This window comes from Proteiniphilum sp. LBM24028 (assembly GCF_056629195.1).
Window position 1 is genome coordinate 3529070 of the sequence record NZ_CM152817.1, and the last position, 14024, is coordinate 3543093.

10 protein-coding genes are annotated in these 14024 nt (G+C 43.7%); 5 read left to right on the forward strand and 5 right to left on the reverse strand.

Going from position 1 to position 14024, the window contains the following annotated elements; translation table 11 throughout:
• Nucleotides 1–187 precede the first annotated feature (187 nt).
• Nucleotides 188–847 (forward strand): uracil phosphoribosyltransferase, encoded by a 660-nt coding sequence (gene upp, locus AC1HCU_RS14035; protein ID WP_480371229.1) that lies wholly within the window; start codon nt 188–190, stop codon nt 845–847.
• Here the strand turns inward: upp and AC1HCU_RS14040 are convergent.
• Nucleotides 844–1833, reverse strand: a complete 990-nt coding sequence (locus tag AC1HCU_RS14040) for a glycosyltransferase family 2 protein (protein ID WP_480366913.1) — start codon at nt 1831–1833, stop codon at nt 844–846. The two genes, upp and AC1HCU_RS14040, sit on opposite strands and share 4 nt — an antisense overlap.
• 242 nt (nt 1834–2075) lie before the next feature.
• Here AC1HCU_RS14040 and AC1HCU_RS14045 point away from each other — a divergent pair, with 242 nt between their 5' ends.
• Nucleotides 2076–3194, forward strand: a complete 1119-nt coding sequence (locus AC1HCU_RS14045; protein ID WP_321722034.1) for a thioredoxin-like domain-containing protein — start codon at nt 2076–2078, stop codon at nt 3192–3194.
• A gap of 21 nt (nt 3195–3215) precedes the next feature.
• Nucleotides 3216–4754, forward strand: coding sequence for a YifB family Mg chelatase-like AAA ATPase (locus AC1HCU_RS14050; protein ID WP_480366915.1), 1539 nt, complete (start codon nt 3216–3218; stop codon nt 4752–4754).
• 2 nt (nt 4755–4756) lie between these two features.
• On the opposite strand, the gene AC1HCU_RS14055 is transcribed toward AC1HCU_RS14050, so the two are convergent.
• Both AC1HCU_RS14055 and AC1HCU_RS14060 read right to left on the reverse strand, forming a co-directional pair.
• Nucleotides 4757–5416, reverse strand: coding sequence for a M15 family metallopeptidase (locus AC1HCU_RS14055; RefSeq protein WP_480366917.1), 660 nt, complete (start codon nt 5414–5416; stop codon nt 4757–4759).
• The gene (locus tag AC1HCU_RS14060; RefSeq protein ID WP_480366919.1) at nt 5416–7209 is read right to left on the reverse strand and encodes a DNA polymerase III subunit gamma/tau; all 1794 of its coding nucleotides are present in this window, start codon (nt 7207–7209) and stop codon (nt 5416–5418) included. The genes AC1HCU_RS14055 and AC1HCU_RS14060 overlap by 1 nt, the downstream gene beginning before the upstream one ends.
• An 89-nt stretch (nt 7210–7298) precedes the next feature.
• On the opposite strand from AC1HCU_RS14060, the gene AC1HCU_RS14065 reads away from it, so the two are divergent.
• Both AC1HCU_RS14065 and AC1HCU_RS14070 read left to right on the forward strand, forming a co-directional pair.
• The gene (locus AC1HCU_RS14065) at nt 7299–8270 is read left to right on the forward strand and encodes a DUF5106 domain-containing protein (protein WP_480366921.1); all 972 of its coding nucleotides are present in this window, start codon (nt 7299–7301) and stop codon (nt 8268–8270) included.
• A 203-nt stretch (nt 8271–8473) separates the two neighbouring features.
• Entirely contained in the window at nt 8474–8965 is a 492-nt protein-coding gene (locus AC1HCU_RS14070) for a TlpA family protein disulfide reductase (RefSeq protein ID WP_480366923.1), read from the forward strand.
• Between the two features lie 174 nt (nt 8966–9139).
• Here the strand turns inward: AC1HCU_RS14070 and AC1HCU_RS14075 are convergent, their stop codons facing one another.
• Nucleotides 9140–10672 (reverse strand): RagB/SusD family nutrient uptake outer membrane protein, encoded by a 1533-nt coding sequence (locus AC1HCU_RS14075; protein WP_480366925.1) that lies wholly within the window; start codon nt 10670–10672, stop codon nt 9140–9142.
• A gap of 20 nt (nt 10673–10692) precedes the next feature.
• A complete protein-coding gene (locus AC1HCU_RS14080; protein ID WP_480366927.1) occupies nt 10693–14010 on the reverse strand; it encodes a SusC/RagA family TonB-linked outer membrane protein in 3318 nt (1105 codons plus the stop codon).
• Nucleotides 14011–14024 lie beyond the last annotated feature (14 nt).

The window sequence follows — 14024 nt, forward strand, 5'->3', positions numbered from 1 at the left end:
ACAGTCGTACAAAAATATATAAATTCCTTCAAAAATAAAAGGAATTAAAGAAATATTTCTTTAATTGTAGCTCTTTTTCACCCGAAACACAGCTATGAACAAAAAAAGGCAGAAAATGTTCAATAAAAAGAAGAAAAACAATACCTTTGTTTTCCGGAAACAAAAAAGTATAGTCAGACAGAGAATGATAAAAATATACAACTTTTCGGATCATAAATCATTGCTTAATTCTTTTGTCCGTGAAATCAGAGACATCACAATTCAGGGAGACAGGCTTCGTTTTCGCCGGAATATTGAACGTATTGGTGAAATTATGGCGTATGAGATCAGCAAGGAGTTAAAGTACAGAAACCTTGAAATTACTACACCGCTTGCGGTGACAGAGGTAAATGTGCCGGATGAAGATATAGTTATTGCCACTATTTTGCGTGCCGGGCTTCCTTACCACCACGGAATGCTTAACTATTTCGATGGAGCGGAAAATGCGTTTGTTTCAGCCTACAGGAAATATAAAGAAACCGGTCATCAATCTTTCGACATTCACATAGAATATATAGCTTCCCCTTCCATTGACGGAAAAACATTGATCCTGACCGATCCGATGCTGGCCACTGGCAGCAGCATGGAACTTACCTACAGGGCGCTGCTCACCAAAGGTACCCCCTCCCATATCCACATTGCCACTATCATTGCGAGCCGGCAGGCCGTAGAGTATTGCGTAAAAATCTTTCCCCCCGAAAAGACTACAATATGGGCTGCAGCCATCGATCCGGAATTGAATGAGTCCGCCTATATTGTTCCGGGTATCGGAGATGCGGGGGATCTGGCTTACGGTGAGAAAATCTAATTGTAGAATTTTTTTTCGAATGCGCTAAAACCGGCCTGTTTCAGGATGAGACGGCGCCACACGGCCGACAGGAAGCCGCTTCCGTATCCAGTGGTTTGTATCCATGCGGCAACGATACTGTAACAGGCTATTTTGAACGATTTATACAGCCTCAGAGAATCTGTAAAGATGGCAAGGCTATAGAGAAGAGGAATAGCCAGCAGGAATGGGTAAAGCGCTGAAAGAAATAAGATAATTGTCATGACGATGACAAAAAGAGCGGGAAGGGCATGTACCGCTTTCAGTGAGCCGGGATGTTCCAGATACAGGTTTATGCGGGCTATACCGGAATTGTGGACTTGTTTAAAAAACTGTCGGTAGGTGGATCTTCTTTTATGATATACATAGGCTTCCGTAATGAGTGTTGTCCGGAAGCCGGCATCCAGCAACCGGAGACTGAAATCTATATCTTCACCGAAACGCATGCTGCCATAACCACCTAAGGCCTTAAATGCCGGTCGTGATACGCCCATGTTAAAACTGCGGGGGTAAAACCGGTCCATCGATCGTGACTTCCCTCTGATGCCGCCGGTTGTGAAAAAAGAAGTCATTGAATAGTTGATTGCCTTTTGTACAGTAGTAAATGAAGGCAGTGCGGCATCGGGACCCCCGTATGCATCTGTAAAGTTTTCTTGCAGCGAGCGGGAGACGGTCTCCATGTAATGTGGCGGGATAACACAGTCTGAATCGAAAAAAATAAGATAATCATTTTTTGCCCTCTCGGCACCTGCATTTCTGGAGAGACCAGGCCCGGAATTTGTTTTGTAAAAATAGGTAATATCCAGCCTGTCACGATATTTATCTACTACCGCATCGCTTTTCAGGGTAGAACCATCCTCCACAATAATCACTTCAAACTCCATGAAGGTTTGCTCACAAAGACTTGAAAGCAGTTCGTCCACTTCTTCGGGACGATTATAGAGCGGGATGATGATAGAGAAAGACATGCAATATTCATTTAAAACATACAAAACTAACGATTTTATTTCTAACTTACGTAAAAAAATCCCTGTCCTTATTTTTTCATCGTATTGTTTCACGAGAAAAAAACTCAACAGTTAAAAATATGTGAAAATGTTTGAATATTTAAAAAAACACTGTACCTTTGTCATTCTATATGATTTTGGGAAATTTCACGAAAATGAGACGTATAAAACCAAAAAGAATAGAATCGATAAAATAGGGTTGTATGGGTAAATGGACTAAAATATGCATCTATTGTTTCATTTTATGGAGCGCTATTTCATGTAATAGGGAGGGAGGTACCTCTATTAAAGGAAAAATAACCAGTCTTGATTTTCCCTATATTCTTGCATCTTATTTGTCGGCCGACACACTTGCCATCGATACCATTGCCATCGACAGTAGGGGAAGATTTAACTACAGATGTCATATTGATACACTGACTACCTTTTCTCTCTATTTGAATAATTACGAAAGTGCTGCGGTTGTTTTTGCCAATTCGGGAGAGAAGATCAGTGTGGATGGCGATGCACGGTTGCCTGATCTCATCAGAATAAAAGGAAATGAGATCAACAATGATCTTACCACTTTCAAGATAAACAACACCGACTTGCTTACCCAGCGGGGACAATTGTTGGCGAACCTGCTCATGGAAAAGAAATCTGACGTTGTTACAAACAACTCAATTACCCGCCATGACGAGATCGCGAAGTTGAATGTACTTAATCATGAACTGACGCTGAAGGCGGAAGAATTCATCAAAGAGCATCCGGCAAAATTTTCCAGTCTTATTCTGATCAGTAACTTTTTCATGAACAGCGATAATCCGAAGGCATTGAAAAGGGTATTGGATTATATAGAGGGTGATATAGAAAAAACACAGTTTGCAGCGAGGTTACGTTCTTATTCCGATAAGATAAATCTTTCTGCCGAAGGAGCGCAGATGCCTTATTTCCGGTTGACTGATAAAGATAATAAAGATATTTATTCTCACGATTTTCAGGGAAAATTTCTGCTTCTGTCATTTATCTCTACTGCAGGAATTGAATCCCGGGAAACGGTCGCACTTCTGAAAAATGAATATGCCAACGTGAACAAAGACAGTGTGTCGTTTGTCACGATTTATATAGATTCCGATATTTACCCCATTAACTATGCTGTGAATGACTCTATTCCGTGGACCGTTGTCCCTGAAAAGAAAAGTTGGGGATCAGATATTGTGGAAACTTTCAATGTGCAATTCATTCCTTTCAATGTGCTGATTGCACCTGACGGTACCATTAAGGTACGTAATGTTCCCGCCCAGGGAGTGGTGGATGTGATCGGAAAAAATTCCGGAAACTAAGTATCATACAACGTATGTTGCATGCTGGTCAAATTGTTTGGAGCGGCTGTACAGGGTATCAATGCCACGCTCATTACCATTGAAGTAAACTGTTCGAGAGGTATCCGTTTCATGCTCGTGGGGCTTCCGGATACATCCGTAAAAGAGAGTCATGAAAGAATTGTCTCTGCCCTGGAGGTCAATGGCTTGAAATTCCCCCGACAGCAGATAGTTATCAATATGTCGCCTGCCGATATCCGTAAAGAGGGTTCGGCGTACGATCTGCCTTTGGCTGTTGGTATTCTGGCAGCTTCAGGTTCCGTTAGCCCTGAAAAGCTGAATGATTATGTGATGATGGGAGAGTTGTCGTTGGATGGTAGTATTCTTCCGCTCAGAGGAGCTCTTCCTGTTGCCATCATGGCAAAAGAAAAAGGGTTCAGGGGATTTATCCTGCCTTCAGCCAACGCGAAAGAAGCGGCTGTAGTAAAAGGATTGACAGTATATGGCATGGACAATATTCGTGAGGTAGTCGGTTTTTTTAACGGGCTACACATCCCGGCACCCACCCTGGTAGACATAGTACGTGAATTTCAGGAAGGAGGTAATGCTTTTGATTCCGATTTCTCTGATGTGAAGGGACAGGAAAATGTGAAACGTGCACTGGAGGTAGCTGCTGCAGGCGGGCACAACATAATCATGGTGGGGCCGCCCGGGTCGGGTAAATCGATGATGGCCAAACGCATGCCGTCTATTCTTCCGCCTTTTTCGCTGGATGAAGCACTTGAGACTACCCGCATACACAGCGTAGCAGGCCAGATGGGGCTGCATAAGTCGCTGATGACCCGGAGGCCGTTTCGTTCGCCACACCATACCATCTCCGATGTGGCCATGGTGGGAGGTGGTGCTTATCCGCAACCGGGTGAAATCAGCCTGGCGCATCATGGTGTGCTTTTTCTCGATGAGTTGGCAGAGTTTAACCGGAATGTACTAGAGGTTATGCGTCAGCCACTGGAGGATCGCAGGATCACCATTTCCCGCGCCCGTTTCAGTGTGGATTACCCGGCCAGCTTCATGCTTGTGGCTGCCATGAATCCCTGTCCCTGCGGTTTTCACAACCATCCCGATAAAGAATGTGTATGTCCTCCCGGAGCGGTGCAACGCTATCTGAACAAAATATCGGGACCATTGCTCGACCGGATCGACATACAAATTGAAATTACACCCGTCCCTTTCGATAAGATTTCAGACCGTACATCGGCCGAGCGCAGTGATCACATCCGTATGCGCGTGGTGAAGGCAAGGGAAATACAGCAGGCCCGTTTTCGTGGAGTAAGGGGTATTTATTGCAATGCCCAGATGAGCGGGAAGGCGCTGCACAAGTATGTATCCCCCGACAATGCGGGATTAAGTCTTCTGAAAACGGCGATGGAACGCCTCAGCCTCTCTGCCAGGGCTTATGACCGTATTCTAAAGGTGTCACGGACCATCGCCGATCTGGAGGGGAGCGAACAGATCAAGCCGGTTCACCTGGCGGAAGCCATTAATTACCGGAATCTCGACAGGGAAAGTTGGGCGCGATAAGGTTACCTCTTTTCGAAATGATGGTCGTCGTAATACTTTGAAAAAGAATAGCCCCATCGAAATCCTCTTTTCAGGAACTCTTTTACCACCGGGTGTCCTGGATAGAATGTGCCGTTTATCGTGGTATCCTGTACGGCACCTGTTGGAATATTTGGCTGGTCACCCTTTTTCCAGCGTAAAGGATTAAATCGCGGATTTATATCGATGGCCATGCCGGAGGCATGTCTGGAGTAGGAGGTGTTACGGTAGCAGAAACTATAGCTGTTGTTATCGGCCATCGAGAGGCTGTCGTTCCAGTCGTAATGGACAACAGGAATGACTTTTTCTATCACAAATCCCTTGTCGAGCATGAACAGGAACATATGCACCAAGTCAGATGAGATTTCTTGATTCGAGAGAATCTGTCCCCTATGAATTTTTCCGTCTGTGGAGAGATAGGGTACGTTGAACAAGATCAGCTGGTCAATGATCTGTCGGGGTGCTTTGCTGCCGGCAATCGCTTCCTCAAAGGTATAATTGACATCAATGATGGTATCTTTCTTCTGCACACTCGTTTCTAAAGGGGCTTCCTTTGTTTCTGCAATTGGGTGCGATTCTTTCTTATTGTTTGTGCAGGAAAGCAGAAATGCACTGGTGCAAAGAAGAATGAAACTTGTTTTCATCAGCTGAGTTCCAGTCCGAATTCATCGGATAGTTTCAGAAGCGCCGGGTTTTGCTGTACCATCTCGTCGAATATTTCGCGCGAAGTAAGCGGTTTTTTGATGGCGTTATCTTCAGCAATGCGGATGGTCATGGTGATCTCCCCATTCTGCAAAGTTTCCCTGAGATAGGAAAGAATGGAGAGGCTGTGGTCGGTAAGGTACTGCTTGTTTAGCTCCGTATTTACTTCTACCTCAAAAATCACGTCGTTCAGCATTCTGGGCAGGTAAAGTGACATTGTATTTTTAAGCAGCACCTCCTCCTTTAGTGTTGCAGCATAAGATTCCCATGCAGTAACCAGTTCCTCCTCAGTGAACAGATTGGTTCCATTTTGCCGGACTTCTTCACCAATATTGTTTACTTCCTCTTTTTGGGTCTGATTAATTGAGGCGAGCGATACGCCCATATCCGCCATAGAGAGGCTTCTTATTTTGGTAACAGCCGGTTTATCATTCTCTTCAATGGATTGAACCTCTGTGTTGCGGTTCTGCACCTGGGATGTTTGCAACTGTCTCTCATCCTTTTGTTGCCGCCTTTCCGACTTTTCGGAAAGAATAACATTTTTTCCGGATTGTGGCAGAGTAGTCGCAGTGGGGGAGATTTTCCCCTGAGGTACTATTGGCTCAATAATCTTTTTTTTTTCTCCACTTCCTGCCGCGTTACCTTCCTTAAGCTGGCATAACTTAATCAGTGTAAGTTCCAGTAACAATCGTTTGTTCTTGCTGAGGCGGTAGTTTAGGTCGCAGTCGTTGGCAAGTTCAATGGCTTTATAAAGGAAGTCATTGCTACTTTGCTGTGCCATGGAGATATACTTTTCCCGGATAGAAGATCCCACCTGAAAAAGCTGTGCTGTAGCCCGATCTTTGCATACCAGCAAGTCACGAAAGTGGGAAGAGATGCCACTGATGATATATTGCCCTTCAAACCCCCTGTTCAGGATGTCATTCAGAATGAGCAGACAGTTTACCACGTCTCCTGCGAGGATCGCTTCAGAGAGTTTGAAATAATACTCATAATCCAGCACATTCAGATTTTCAATAACAGCCCGATAAGTGATATTCCCTCCGGTGTAGCTGACTGTCTGATCAAAAATGGACAGTGCATCGCGCATGCCTCCGTCTGCTTTCTGCGCGATGATATTGAGTGCTTCCGGCTCGGTTTGCACTCCTTCCGATTTTGCCACATATTGGAGATGTGTTACGATGTCGCCAATATGGATACGGTTGAAGTCATACACCTGACAACGAGACAGAATGGTGGGGATGATCTTGTGCTTCTCCGTGGTTGCGAGGATAAAAATCGCATGTGCCGGAGGTTCCTCCAGCGTTTTCAGGAAAGAGTTGAAGGCGGACTGCGACAACATATGTACTTCATCTATGATGTACACCTTATACTTTCCGATCTGTGGCGGCACCCGCACCTGGTCTATCAGGCTGCGTATGTCATCTACGCTGTTATTGGAGGCGGCATCCAGCTCGTGTATATTGTATGATCGTTGCTCGTTGAAGGCAACACACGATTCACACGCATTGCAGGCTTCATATTCGTGTGTAGGATTCAGGCAATTGATTGTCTTGGCAAATATACGGGCACAGGTGGTCTTTCCCACGCCACGCGGCCCGCTGAATAAGTAGGCATGCGCCAGCTTATTGCCCGCGATAGCATTTTTCAATGTCGTAGTCAGTGCTTCCTGCCCCACGACAGTGCGAAAGGTGGAGGGCCTGTATTTTCTTGCAGAAACAATGAAAGTATCCATGACTGAATAGCACAAATCGTAAATCACAAAAGTACGAAAAATATCGGTTTTTTACTACCTTTACGCCAAATTGCGACAAAGAGATTACGATGAAGAATTTCATTCTTATTATGTTGATCATGGCTATAGCGCTGCCAGCCACGATCTCCTGTTCTTCGAGCAAGACCCAATCTGAAACAAGGGCAGATATCGCGGAGCCCCGGCAGTCTATTGTTTCAGATACTTTCGTCTTGCCGGTAATTCCTGAAGCACTGACCGATCCCGGAGACCGGGCAAAATATCTGTCGTTGCATTTTTGGGACCGGTTCGATTTCACCGACAGGAAGTTGCTTGGACGTCCTGAAATTACCGAACAGGCTTTTGTGGATTACATAAATATATTACCCCTTCTCTCCAAGGAGGTTGCGGATAAGTCTCTCCTTTACACGCTGGGCAAGGTAGAGACCGATACGTTGTTTTACCGTCATTTTGCATCCCTGTTTGATAAATACTTTTACGATCCAAATTCTCCGTTTCGTAATGAAGAGTATTATCTTCCCGTTTTACAGCAGCTTGTGCAATCGTCCTTGTTGCCGGAAGAGGATGTTTCACGTTATGTCTTTCAGCTCGATATGGCATTGAAGAACCGTATCGGACAGAAGGCAAACGATTTTTATTACACGCTCGAATCAGGATTAACCTTCTCATTATACGAACTGAAAAGTGAATATACGCTGCTGATGTTCTCTAACCCTGGATGCCCAACCTGTGAAGCCGTGATGGCAAGGCTCAACGGTTCAAAACCATTAAACGATGCACTGGCTATGAACACAACTTCCCGGACCATGCTCACTATACTCACCCTGTATCCCGATAACAATCTCACCGAATGGTATAAGTATCTGCCAGAAATGCCGGTTAAATGGATTCATGCATACGATAAAGGAATGGAAGTGACGCAAAGGAAACTCTACGATATCAAGGCAATTCCCACCCTTTATCTGCTTGATAAGGACAAAAAAGTAATTTTAAAAGATAGTTCAATAGAAGCTATCGAATCATTTTTCTCGGTAACTCATTGATATTTAGAAGTCTTGATTCTTTCAAATGTTAAATTTAACATTTGAAAGGAAAGTTTTCATACATAAATGCTCCTGTTTCAAAAAAGTGACGTACTTTTGCAAACTTCAAACAAAAGCTTTTAGCGAAAAGCATTGTAATTAAGGGATATGGCATCCTGCGTGAAGCACCCGCCAGATCCAAGTAGAAACCAAAATAAGTATATATGAAGTACGTGAACTTTTGCCTTGGAGCGATATTCTCGCTCGTATTGACCGCAGGTTCTGTTAGTAACAACACCCCCTCCACAGGTTATTATCCAGGGGAATTGATTCCGGATATTACAATCACGGATCTGTCGGGTGATGTCCACCGCCTGCATGATTTTAAAGGTAAAAAAGTAGTGGTGAATTTTTGGGCTACATATGATGCCCTATCCAGAGCCAATAATGTTCAGTTGCACAATTATCTGCGAAAGCATCATGCTGATATTTCCTTTCTATCGGTTGCTTTCGATGAGAACAAGCATGTAGCCGAGAGAACATTTGTTTTGGATAATCTCGACACTACTTCCCAGTTTTGTGAAGTGAAGGGTACCAATTCGGATATCTTTCATGATTTCAAACTGAATCGTGGTTTCAGTAACTACTTAATCGATGAAAACGGAGTCATTAAGGCAATGAATGTTACTCCAGAAGATTTAGAAATCATTCTTTAAGATTGATAGATAGGTATGTAAGAGCGGGTACTGTTATTTCAGTGCCCGTTTTTTGATTCTTCGGGGGCTCTATCGTCGTCGTGACCGGTAATGGATGTGACTACAGGGAGTCGATAACAAAGGCAGGATCCAACCTGGAATCCTGCCTTTAATCATAAGATATTTAAGATGAAATCAATATCCCGGATTTTGATACATCTTCTCAGGATTCAATTTTACTTCATCAAAAGGAATGGGATAGTAGATATCCTTGGTTCCAAAGTTAAGCAAATTTGAGATTCCGTAGTCGTCCTGATTCTTTCCATGCATATACTGTACAAGCTCATTTGGCGAAAAGAAACGTAGCAGGTCATACCACCTGTGATTTTCAAAAGCCAGCTCCACGCGTCTTTCATGCAAAATAGCCAGTTTTAAAGTGGAATACTTCTTTTTATAATCTGCATTGTTTTGCATCTCCTCATAAGATGGCATTCGGGCTCTTTCTCTTACCTGATTCAGGTAGCCAATTGCAGCGGTATTGTTTCCCAAATACATCTCAACCTCAGCAAGCATTAATATGATATCGGCATAGCGCATCACAATCCAGTCATTGCCCCCGTATCCCAATGTGCCGGCAGCGGTACTGGTATCGCGAAATTTGGTAATAAACCAGTTACGGGCAACGGCATTCGAGGCGTATTTTACAGACCACTCCTTACGCAAATCGCCCTCCTCATATTCTTTTACGAGATCGGGATTCACAAATGTTCCCGCTCCCGTTGATTTATACTGGGAATTGATGGTTTCTCCTTTGGCCTGATTTGCCTGTGCTACAGAAGAGTAATAATCTTTATCGCCTTGTATATAGACAATCTGAAAAATAATCTCCGGATTTGTGGATTTCTTTTCCACATCAAACACATCTTCGTAAGGAATCTCCCTTAATTGGGTGAATTTTCTCACAGCATATGCTTCAAGCAGATACTTTTTGGCGTTGTTCAGGTAAGCCTGTTTGTCTCCTTCTTCCAGTGTGGTATACATGGTGAGATAAACCTGTCCCAAAAGACCGTTAATGGCAGCTTTGCTTGCCTTTCCCTTCCCGGAAATTGGCTGGTGATCGGGTAGATTGCTATTTAGTGCATTGGTGAGATCTTTCACAATCTGAGCGTATACGGTTTCCTTCTTTTCTCGGATAGTATGGTTTTCTATTTCATCGGTAGTAAAGAGATAGGAGGTTACCAAAGGCACATCTCCCCATTTCCTTACCAGTTGAAAATATATCAGGGCGCGCAAGAAGAGTGCTTCCGATCTATAACGGGCTCGGGTAGCGTCATCGACAAAATTTACCGTCTCAATTCCATGTAACGCAAAGTTGGTTCTGCTGATTGCTTCAAAATGGGCTGACCAATGATTCTTGAGATAGGTATTGCTGGGAAGCAGTGAGAAATCGGTAAACTGAAAAGGTTCACCGGATGAGGATTGATTGTCTAACCTTCCCATGTTATCCGATCTCTCTTCGGTGTATGCAGTGCTTCTTTCCCCTAAGAGGTAATTTGACCGGATTGACTGGTAAGCTCCGTTTAAAGCCCTCTCAACATCATTTTCATTTTGAAAATAGGATTCTACCGAAGTCTTGTTTGGATTTTCCTGATCCAGAAAATCATTGCAAGCAAATGATGCGAGTATTAATCCGATAAATATAGGCAATCTAAATAAATATTTTTTCATTTTTATAGCTGATTTATTCATTAAAATGTAATTTGAACACCCACATTATAGCCTCTTGCAAGCGGATATTTACCATAATCCACACCGGGTGTTAAGTTTGATCCGTTGTTGTAATCTACTTCCGGGTTATATCCCATATATTTAGTAAGAGTAAAGGCGTTATCTACCGCCAGGTAAATACGTGCATTTTTAATGCTATTCCGGCTGGCTACATCGATTTTAGGTATTGTGTAACCCACCGTTAAATTGGTCATTCGTAAGAACGATCCGTCTTGCAAATAAAATGTAGACAGACGTGTACTATTGCTTTGCGTACCTCCCCGTGAAGCTTTGTAAACCTTTCCGTTTCCAGGGTTTTGTTCATTCCGGTAACGTTCGGTTACTATTTTGTATTGATTTCCGGAACCTTCCATATTAAAGATGTAATAGTCCTGTCCATCCAGAATCTCATTGCCTGCAGAGCCATTGAATGATGCACTGAAATCGAGGGCTTTGTATCTCCCGCTCATATTTACCCCGAAGGTAAAGTCCGGGTGTGGGGATCCGATGATCTGTTTGTCGTCGTCATCTACGACTCCGTCACCATTCAAGTCTTCAAAATAGAGATCTCCCGGTTGAAGCTGGATGCTCTGTGAAAGCGAACGAGCCGGGCCTTTCAGTTGATAACCTTCCGGAAACGACTTGGTTGCTTTGTTGTAGAATTTATCATCTTCGGCGATATTGGCCATATCAGACTCCCGAACCATTCCTAGTACTTTAAAACCGTAAAACATTCCAATGGGTTGTCCTTCCATGGTGATATGCGTTTTGTAGGATCTTTCGGCACCATTGGTGATGATGGTGCTGGCTCCCCCAAGATCCAGTACCTTATTTCGGTTTATAGAGAGGTTGGCTCCTACTGTAAAGTTGTAATCTCTGTGAGCGAGTATACGTCCGTCAAGCTGTAAGTCGAAGCCACGGTTTCTGATTTTTGAATCTCTGAGGTTTGTGAGCATGCTGGTTGCACCAGAGAGCGCAGAAATAGACTGGTTAAATAACAGGTCGAAGGTAAGTGAGTTATAGTAGTTTGCGGAAACTGCCAGGCGTCCATTGAACAGATTCAGGTCTGCTCCTGCGTTGAACTGTGAAGTAGACTCCCATCCCAAATACTCGTCTTTAAAGTCCTGGGGGTACATTGCCGATACCACGGTCCCATTTCCAAATACAGAACCAATGGGTGAACTCATCACCTGGATAAAGTTGTAGTTACCGATGTCGTTATTTCCACTGCGTCCCCAGCTGACTCTGAATTTTAGAGTGGAGGTATCGCCGAATATATTCCGATAAAATGATTCATTTGAAACGTTCCAGGCTGCGGAAATGGATGGGAAATAACCCCAGCGATTTTTCGGACCGAAAAGGGAGGAAGCGTCACCCCTGAAAGAACCTGTCAGATAATATCTATTCTGATAGTTGTAGTTTAACCGCGTGAAATAGGAAACCATTGTCCAGATCGATTTACCGGTAGTATCTACCAGGGAAAGATCGCTCGGGTCAGCACCGTGGCCGGTCACTTCTGTAATATGATCATCCTGAAATCCTTTTGCATTTACTTCCAGGATATCAGTTTTATGGTATTGCAAAGAATAACCACCCACACCACTGAAATTGTGTATATTATTAAATGATTTATTGTAGTTTACGGTGAATTCACCCAAATAATCAGTCACGTTTGTATTTTTTGCACGTGCATAAGCTGCGGCCTTGGCTTGAGGTGAATAAGGAGGATTGGAGCCCGATGAGAGGCTTGTTGGCTGATAGAATTCATATTTTTCCGTGAAGTCATAAGTTCCCAGGTTTGCCTTGAAAATGAGATCGTCTATCAGTTCATAGGTCCCGAAAACGTTATAGGTATTCCGGATACCGTTTCTGTTGATTTTTGTTTCAGAGGCAAGCGCTACAGGATTTTCAATGGACTGTAAAGCATACATGCTCGACAATGCACCCATTTCATTTTTGGCAAATGATCCGTCTTCATTATACGCTTTAAAGATTGGGGCATATACCAGGGCACCCAGGATGGGACCCTGATGGAAGCGGCCTTCCCTTACCTCTTTGTTCCAGGTAGATGTCATTGAGACATTGGCGCCAATCTTGAACCGGTCGTTTACATTCACATCCACATTGCTACGTAAATTAAGTCTCTTCTGACCGGTTGTAACAATGATCCCTTCCTGATCCTGATAGCCAAGGCTAAGTTGGTACTGAATTTTGCTTGATCCGCCCGAAACCGAAAGATTATGACGGTGCATTGGGGCATTTTTGTATAATTCATCCTGCCAGTCGGTATCATATTGTGGATCCAACACTTTCTGCTTATTAAAATCATACATGAAATCGGGAATATTAACGCCACTCTGGCTCGAGCCTAATCGTTCAGCTCTCTGTGCGTTGGTATCGCTGAACATGGAGTCATCCCAGACTTTTCCAGCGTTTATCATCAGGTTTTTATAGTTGTTGTTCCGGCCGTCGACGTATAGTTCGGTGAACTCCCTTGCATTCAGCATATCAATCTTATCTGACAATTGAGAAACCGTAAACTGATAATCGTAATTTACCTGTGTTTTACCTTCTTGTCCCCGTTTGGTGGTGATGAGTATTACACCTCCCGCCGCACGTGATCCGTAGATGGCAGCTGAAGCCGCGTCTTTTAGCACTTCAATCGACTCAATATCGTTTGGATTAAGAAAAATGTCTTCGTTGGCCGGGTAACCGTCAATTACATAGAGAGGATCGGAACTTGCATTAATGGAAGCGGTGCCTCTTACCCTGATTTTTGTTCCTACATATGGAGCGCCACTCACCTGTGAAATTTGTACTCCCGGGATTTTACCCACCATGCTTTGTCCTACTGAGGGTGCTGTCAGACTCAGTTCATCGGCACGAATACTTGCCACAGCACCTGTCAGGTCAGTTTTCCGCATGGATTGATAGCCAACCACAACCAGTTCATCGAGTCCCTGCACATCTTCCTGAAGTACAATGAAGATGTGGTTCTTCTGATCAATGGCTACTTCCTTTGTCAGATAACCGATATATGATACTTCGAGCCTGTGGTTTCTGTTGGTAACATTTAATGTGAAATTTCCATCGAGATCACTTACAGTACCGTTTGTTGTTCCTTTTTCCAGGATGTTAGCTCCGATAATTGGGATCTCGTAGGCGTCAAGAACGGTACCCGATACCGTGATTGTTTGTTGTGGGCCGGCTTTCACGATATTGTGAAACGGGAGTAAGAACAGGACAAAAAGTGATAGTACGATGAGTGAAAGTTTCTTTTTTCGTACGATAAAATTCATAAATTTTTGATTCA

Bases quoted from the DNA above. Each gene is read 5' to 3' on its own strand.
- AC1HCU_RS14040 (WP_480366913.1), bottom strand. From the start codon at position 1,833: ATGTCTTTCTCTATCATCATCCCGCTCTATAATCGTCCCGAAGAAGTG.
- AC1HCU_RS14045 (WP_321722034.1), top strand. From the start codon at position 2,076: ATGGGTAAATGGACTAAAATATGCATCTATTGTTTCATTTTATGGAGC.
- AC1HCU_RS14050 (WP_480366915.1), top strand. From the start codon at position 3,216: ATGCTGGTCAAATTGTTTGGAGCGGCTGTACAGGGTATCAATGCCACG.
- AC1HCU_RS14055 (WP_480366917.1), bottom strand. From the start codon at position 5,416: ATGAAAACAAGTTTCATTCTTCTTTGCACCAGTGCATTTCTGCTTTCC.
- AC1HCU_RS14060 (WP_480366919.1), bottom strand. From the start codon at position 7,209: ATGGATACTTTCATTGTTTCTGCAAGAAAATACAGGCCCTCCACCTTT.
- AC1HCU_RS14065 (WP_480366921.1), top strand. From the start codon at position 7,299: ATGAAGAATTTCATTCTTATTATGTTGATCATGGCTATAGCGCTGCCA.
- AC1HCU_RS14070 (WP_480366923.1), top strand. From the start codon at position 8,474: ATGAAGTACGTGAACTTTTGCCTTGGAGCGATATTCTCGCTCGTATTG.
- AC1HCU_RS14075 (WP_480366925.1), bottom strand. From the start codon at position 10,672: ATGAAAAAATATTTATTTAGATTGCCTATATTTATCGGATTAATACTC.
- AC1HCU_RS14080 (WP_480366927.1), bottom strand. From the start codon at position 14,010: ATGAATTTTATCGTACGAAAAAAGAAACTTTCACTCATCGTACTATCA.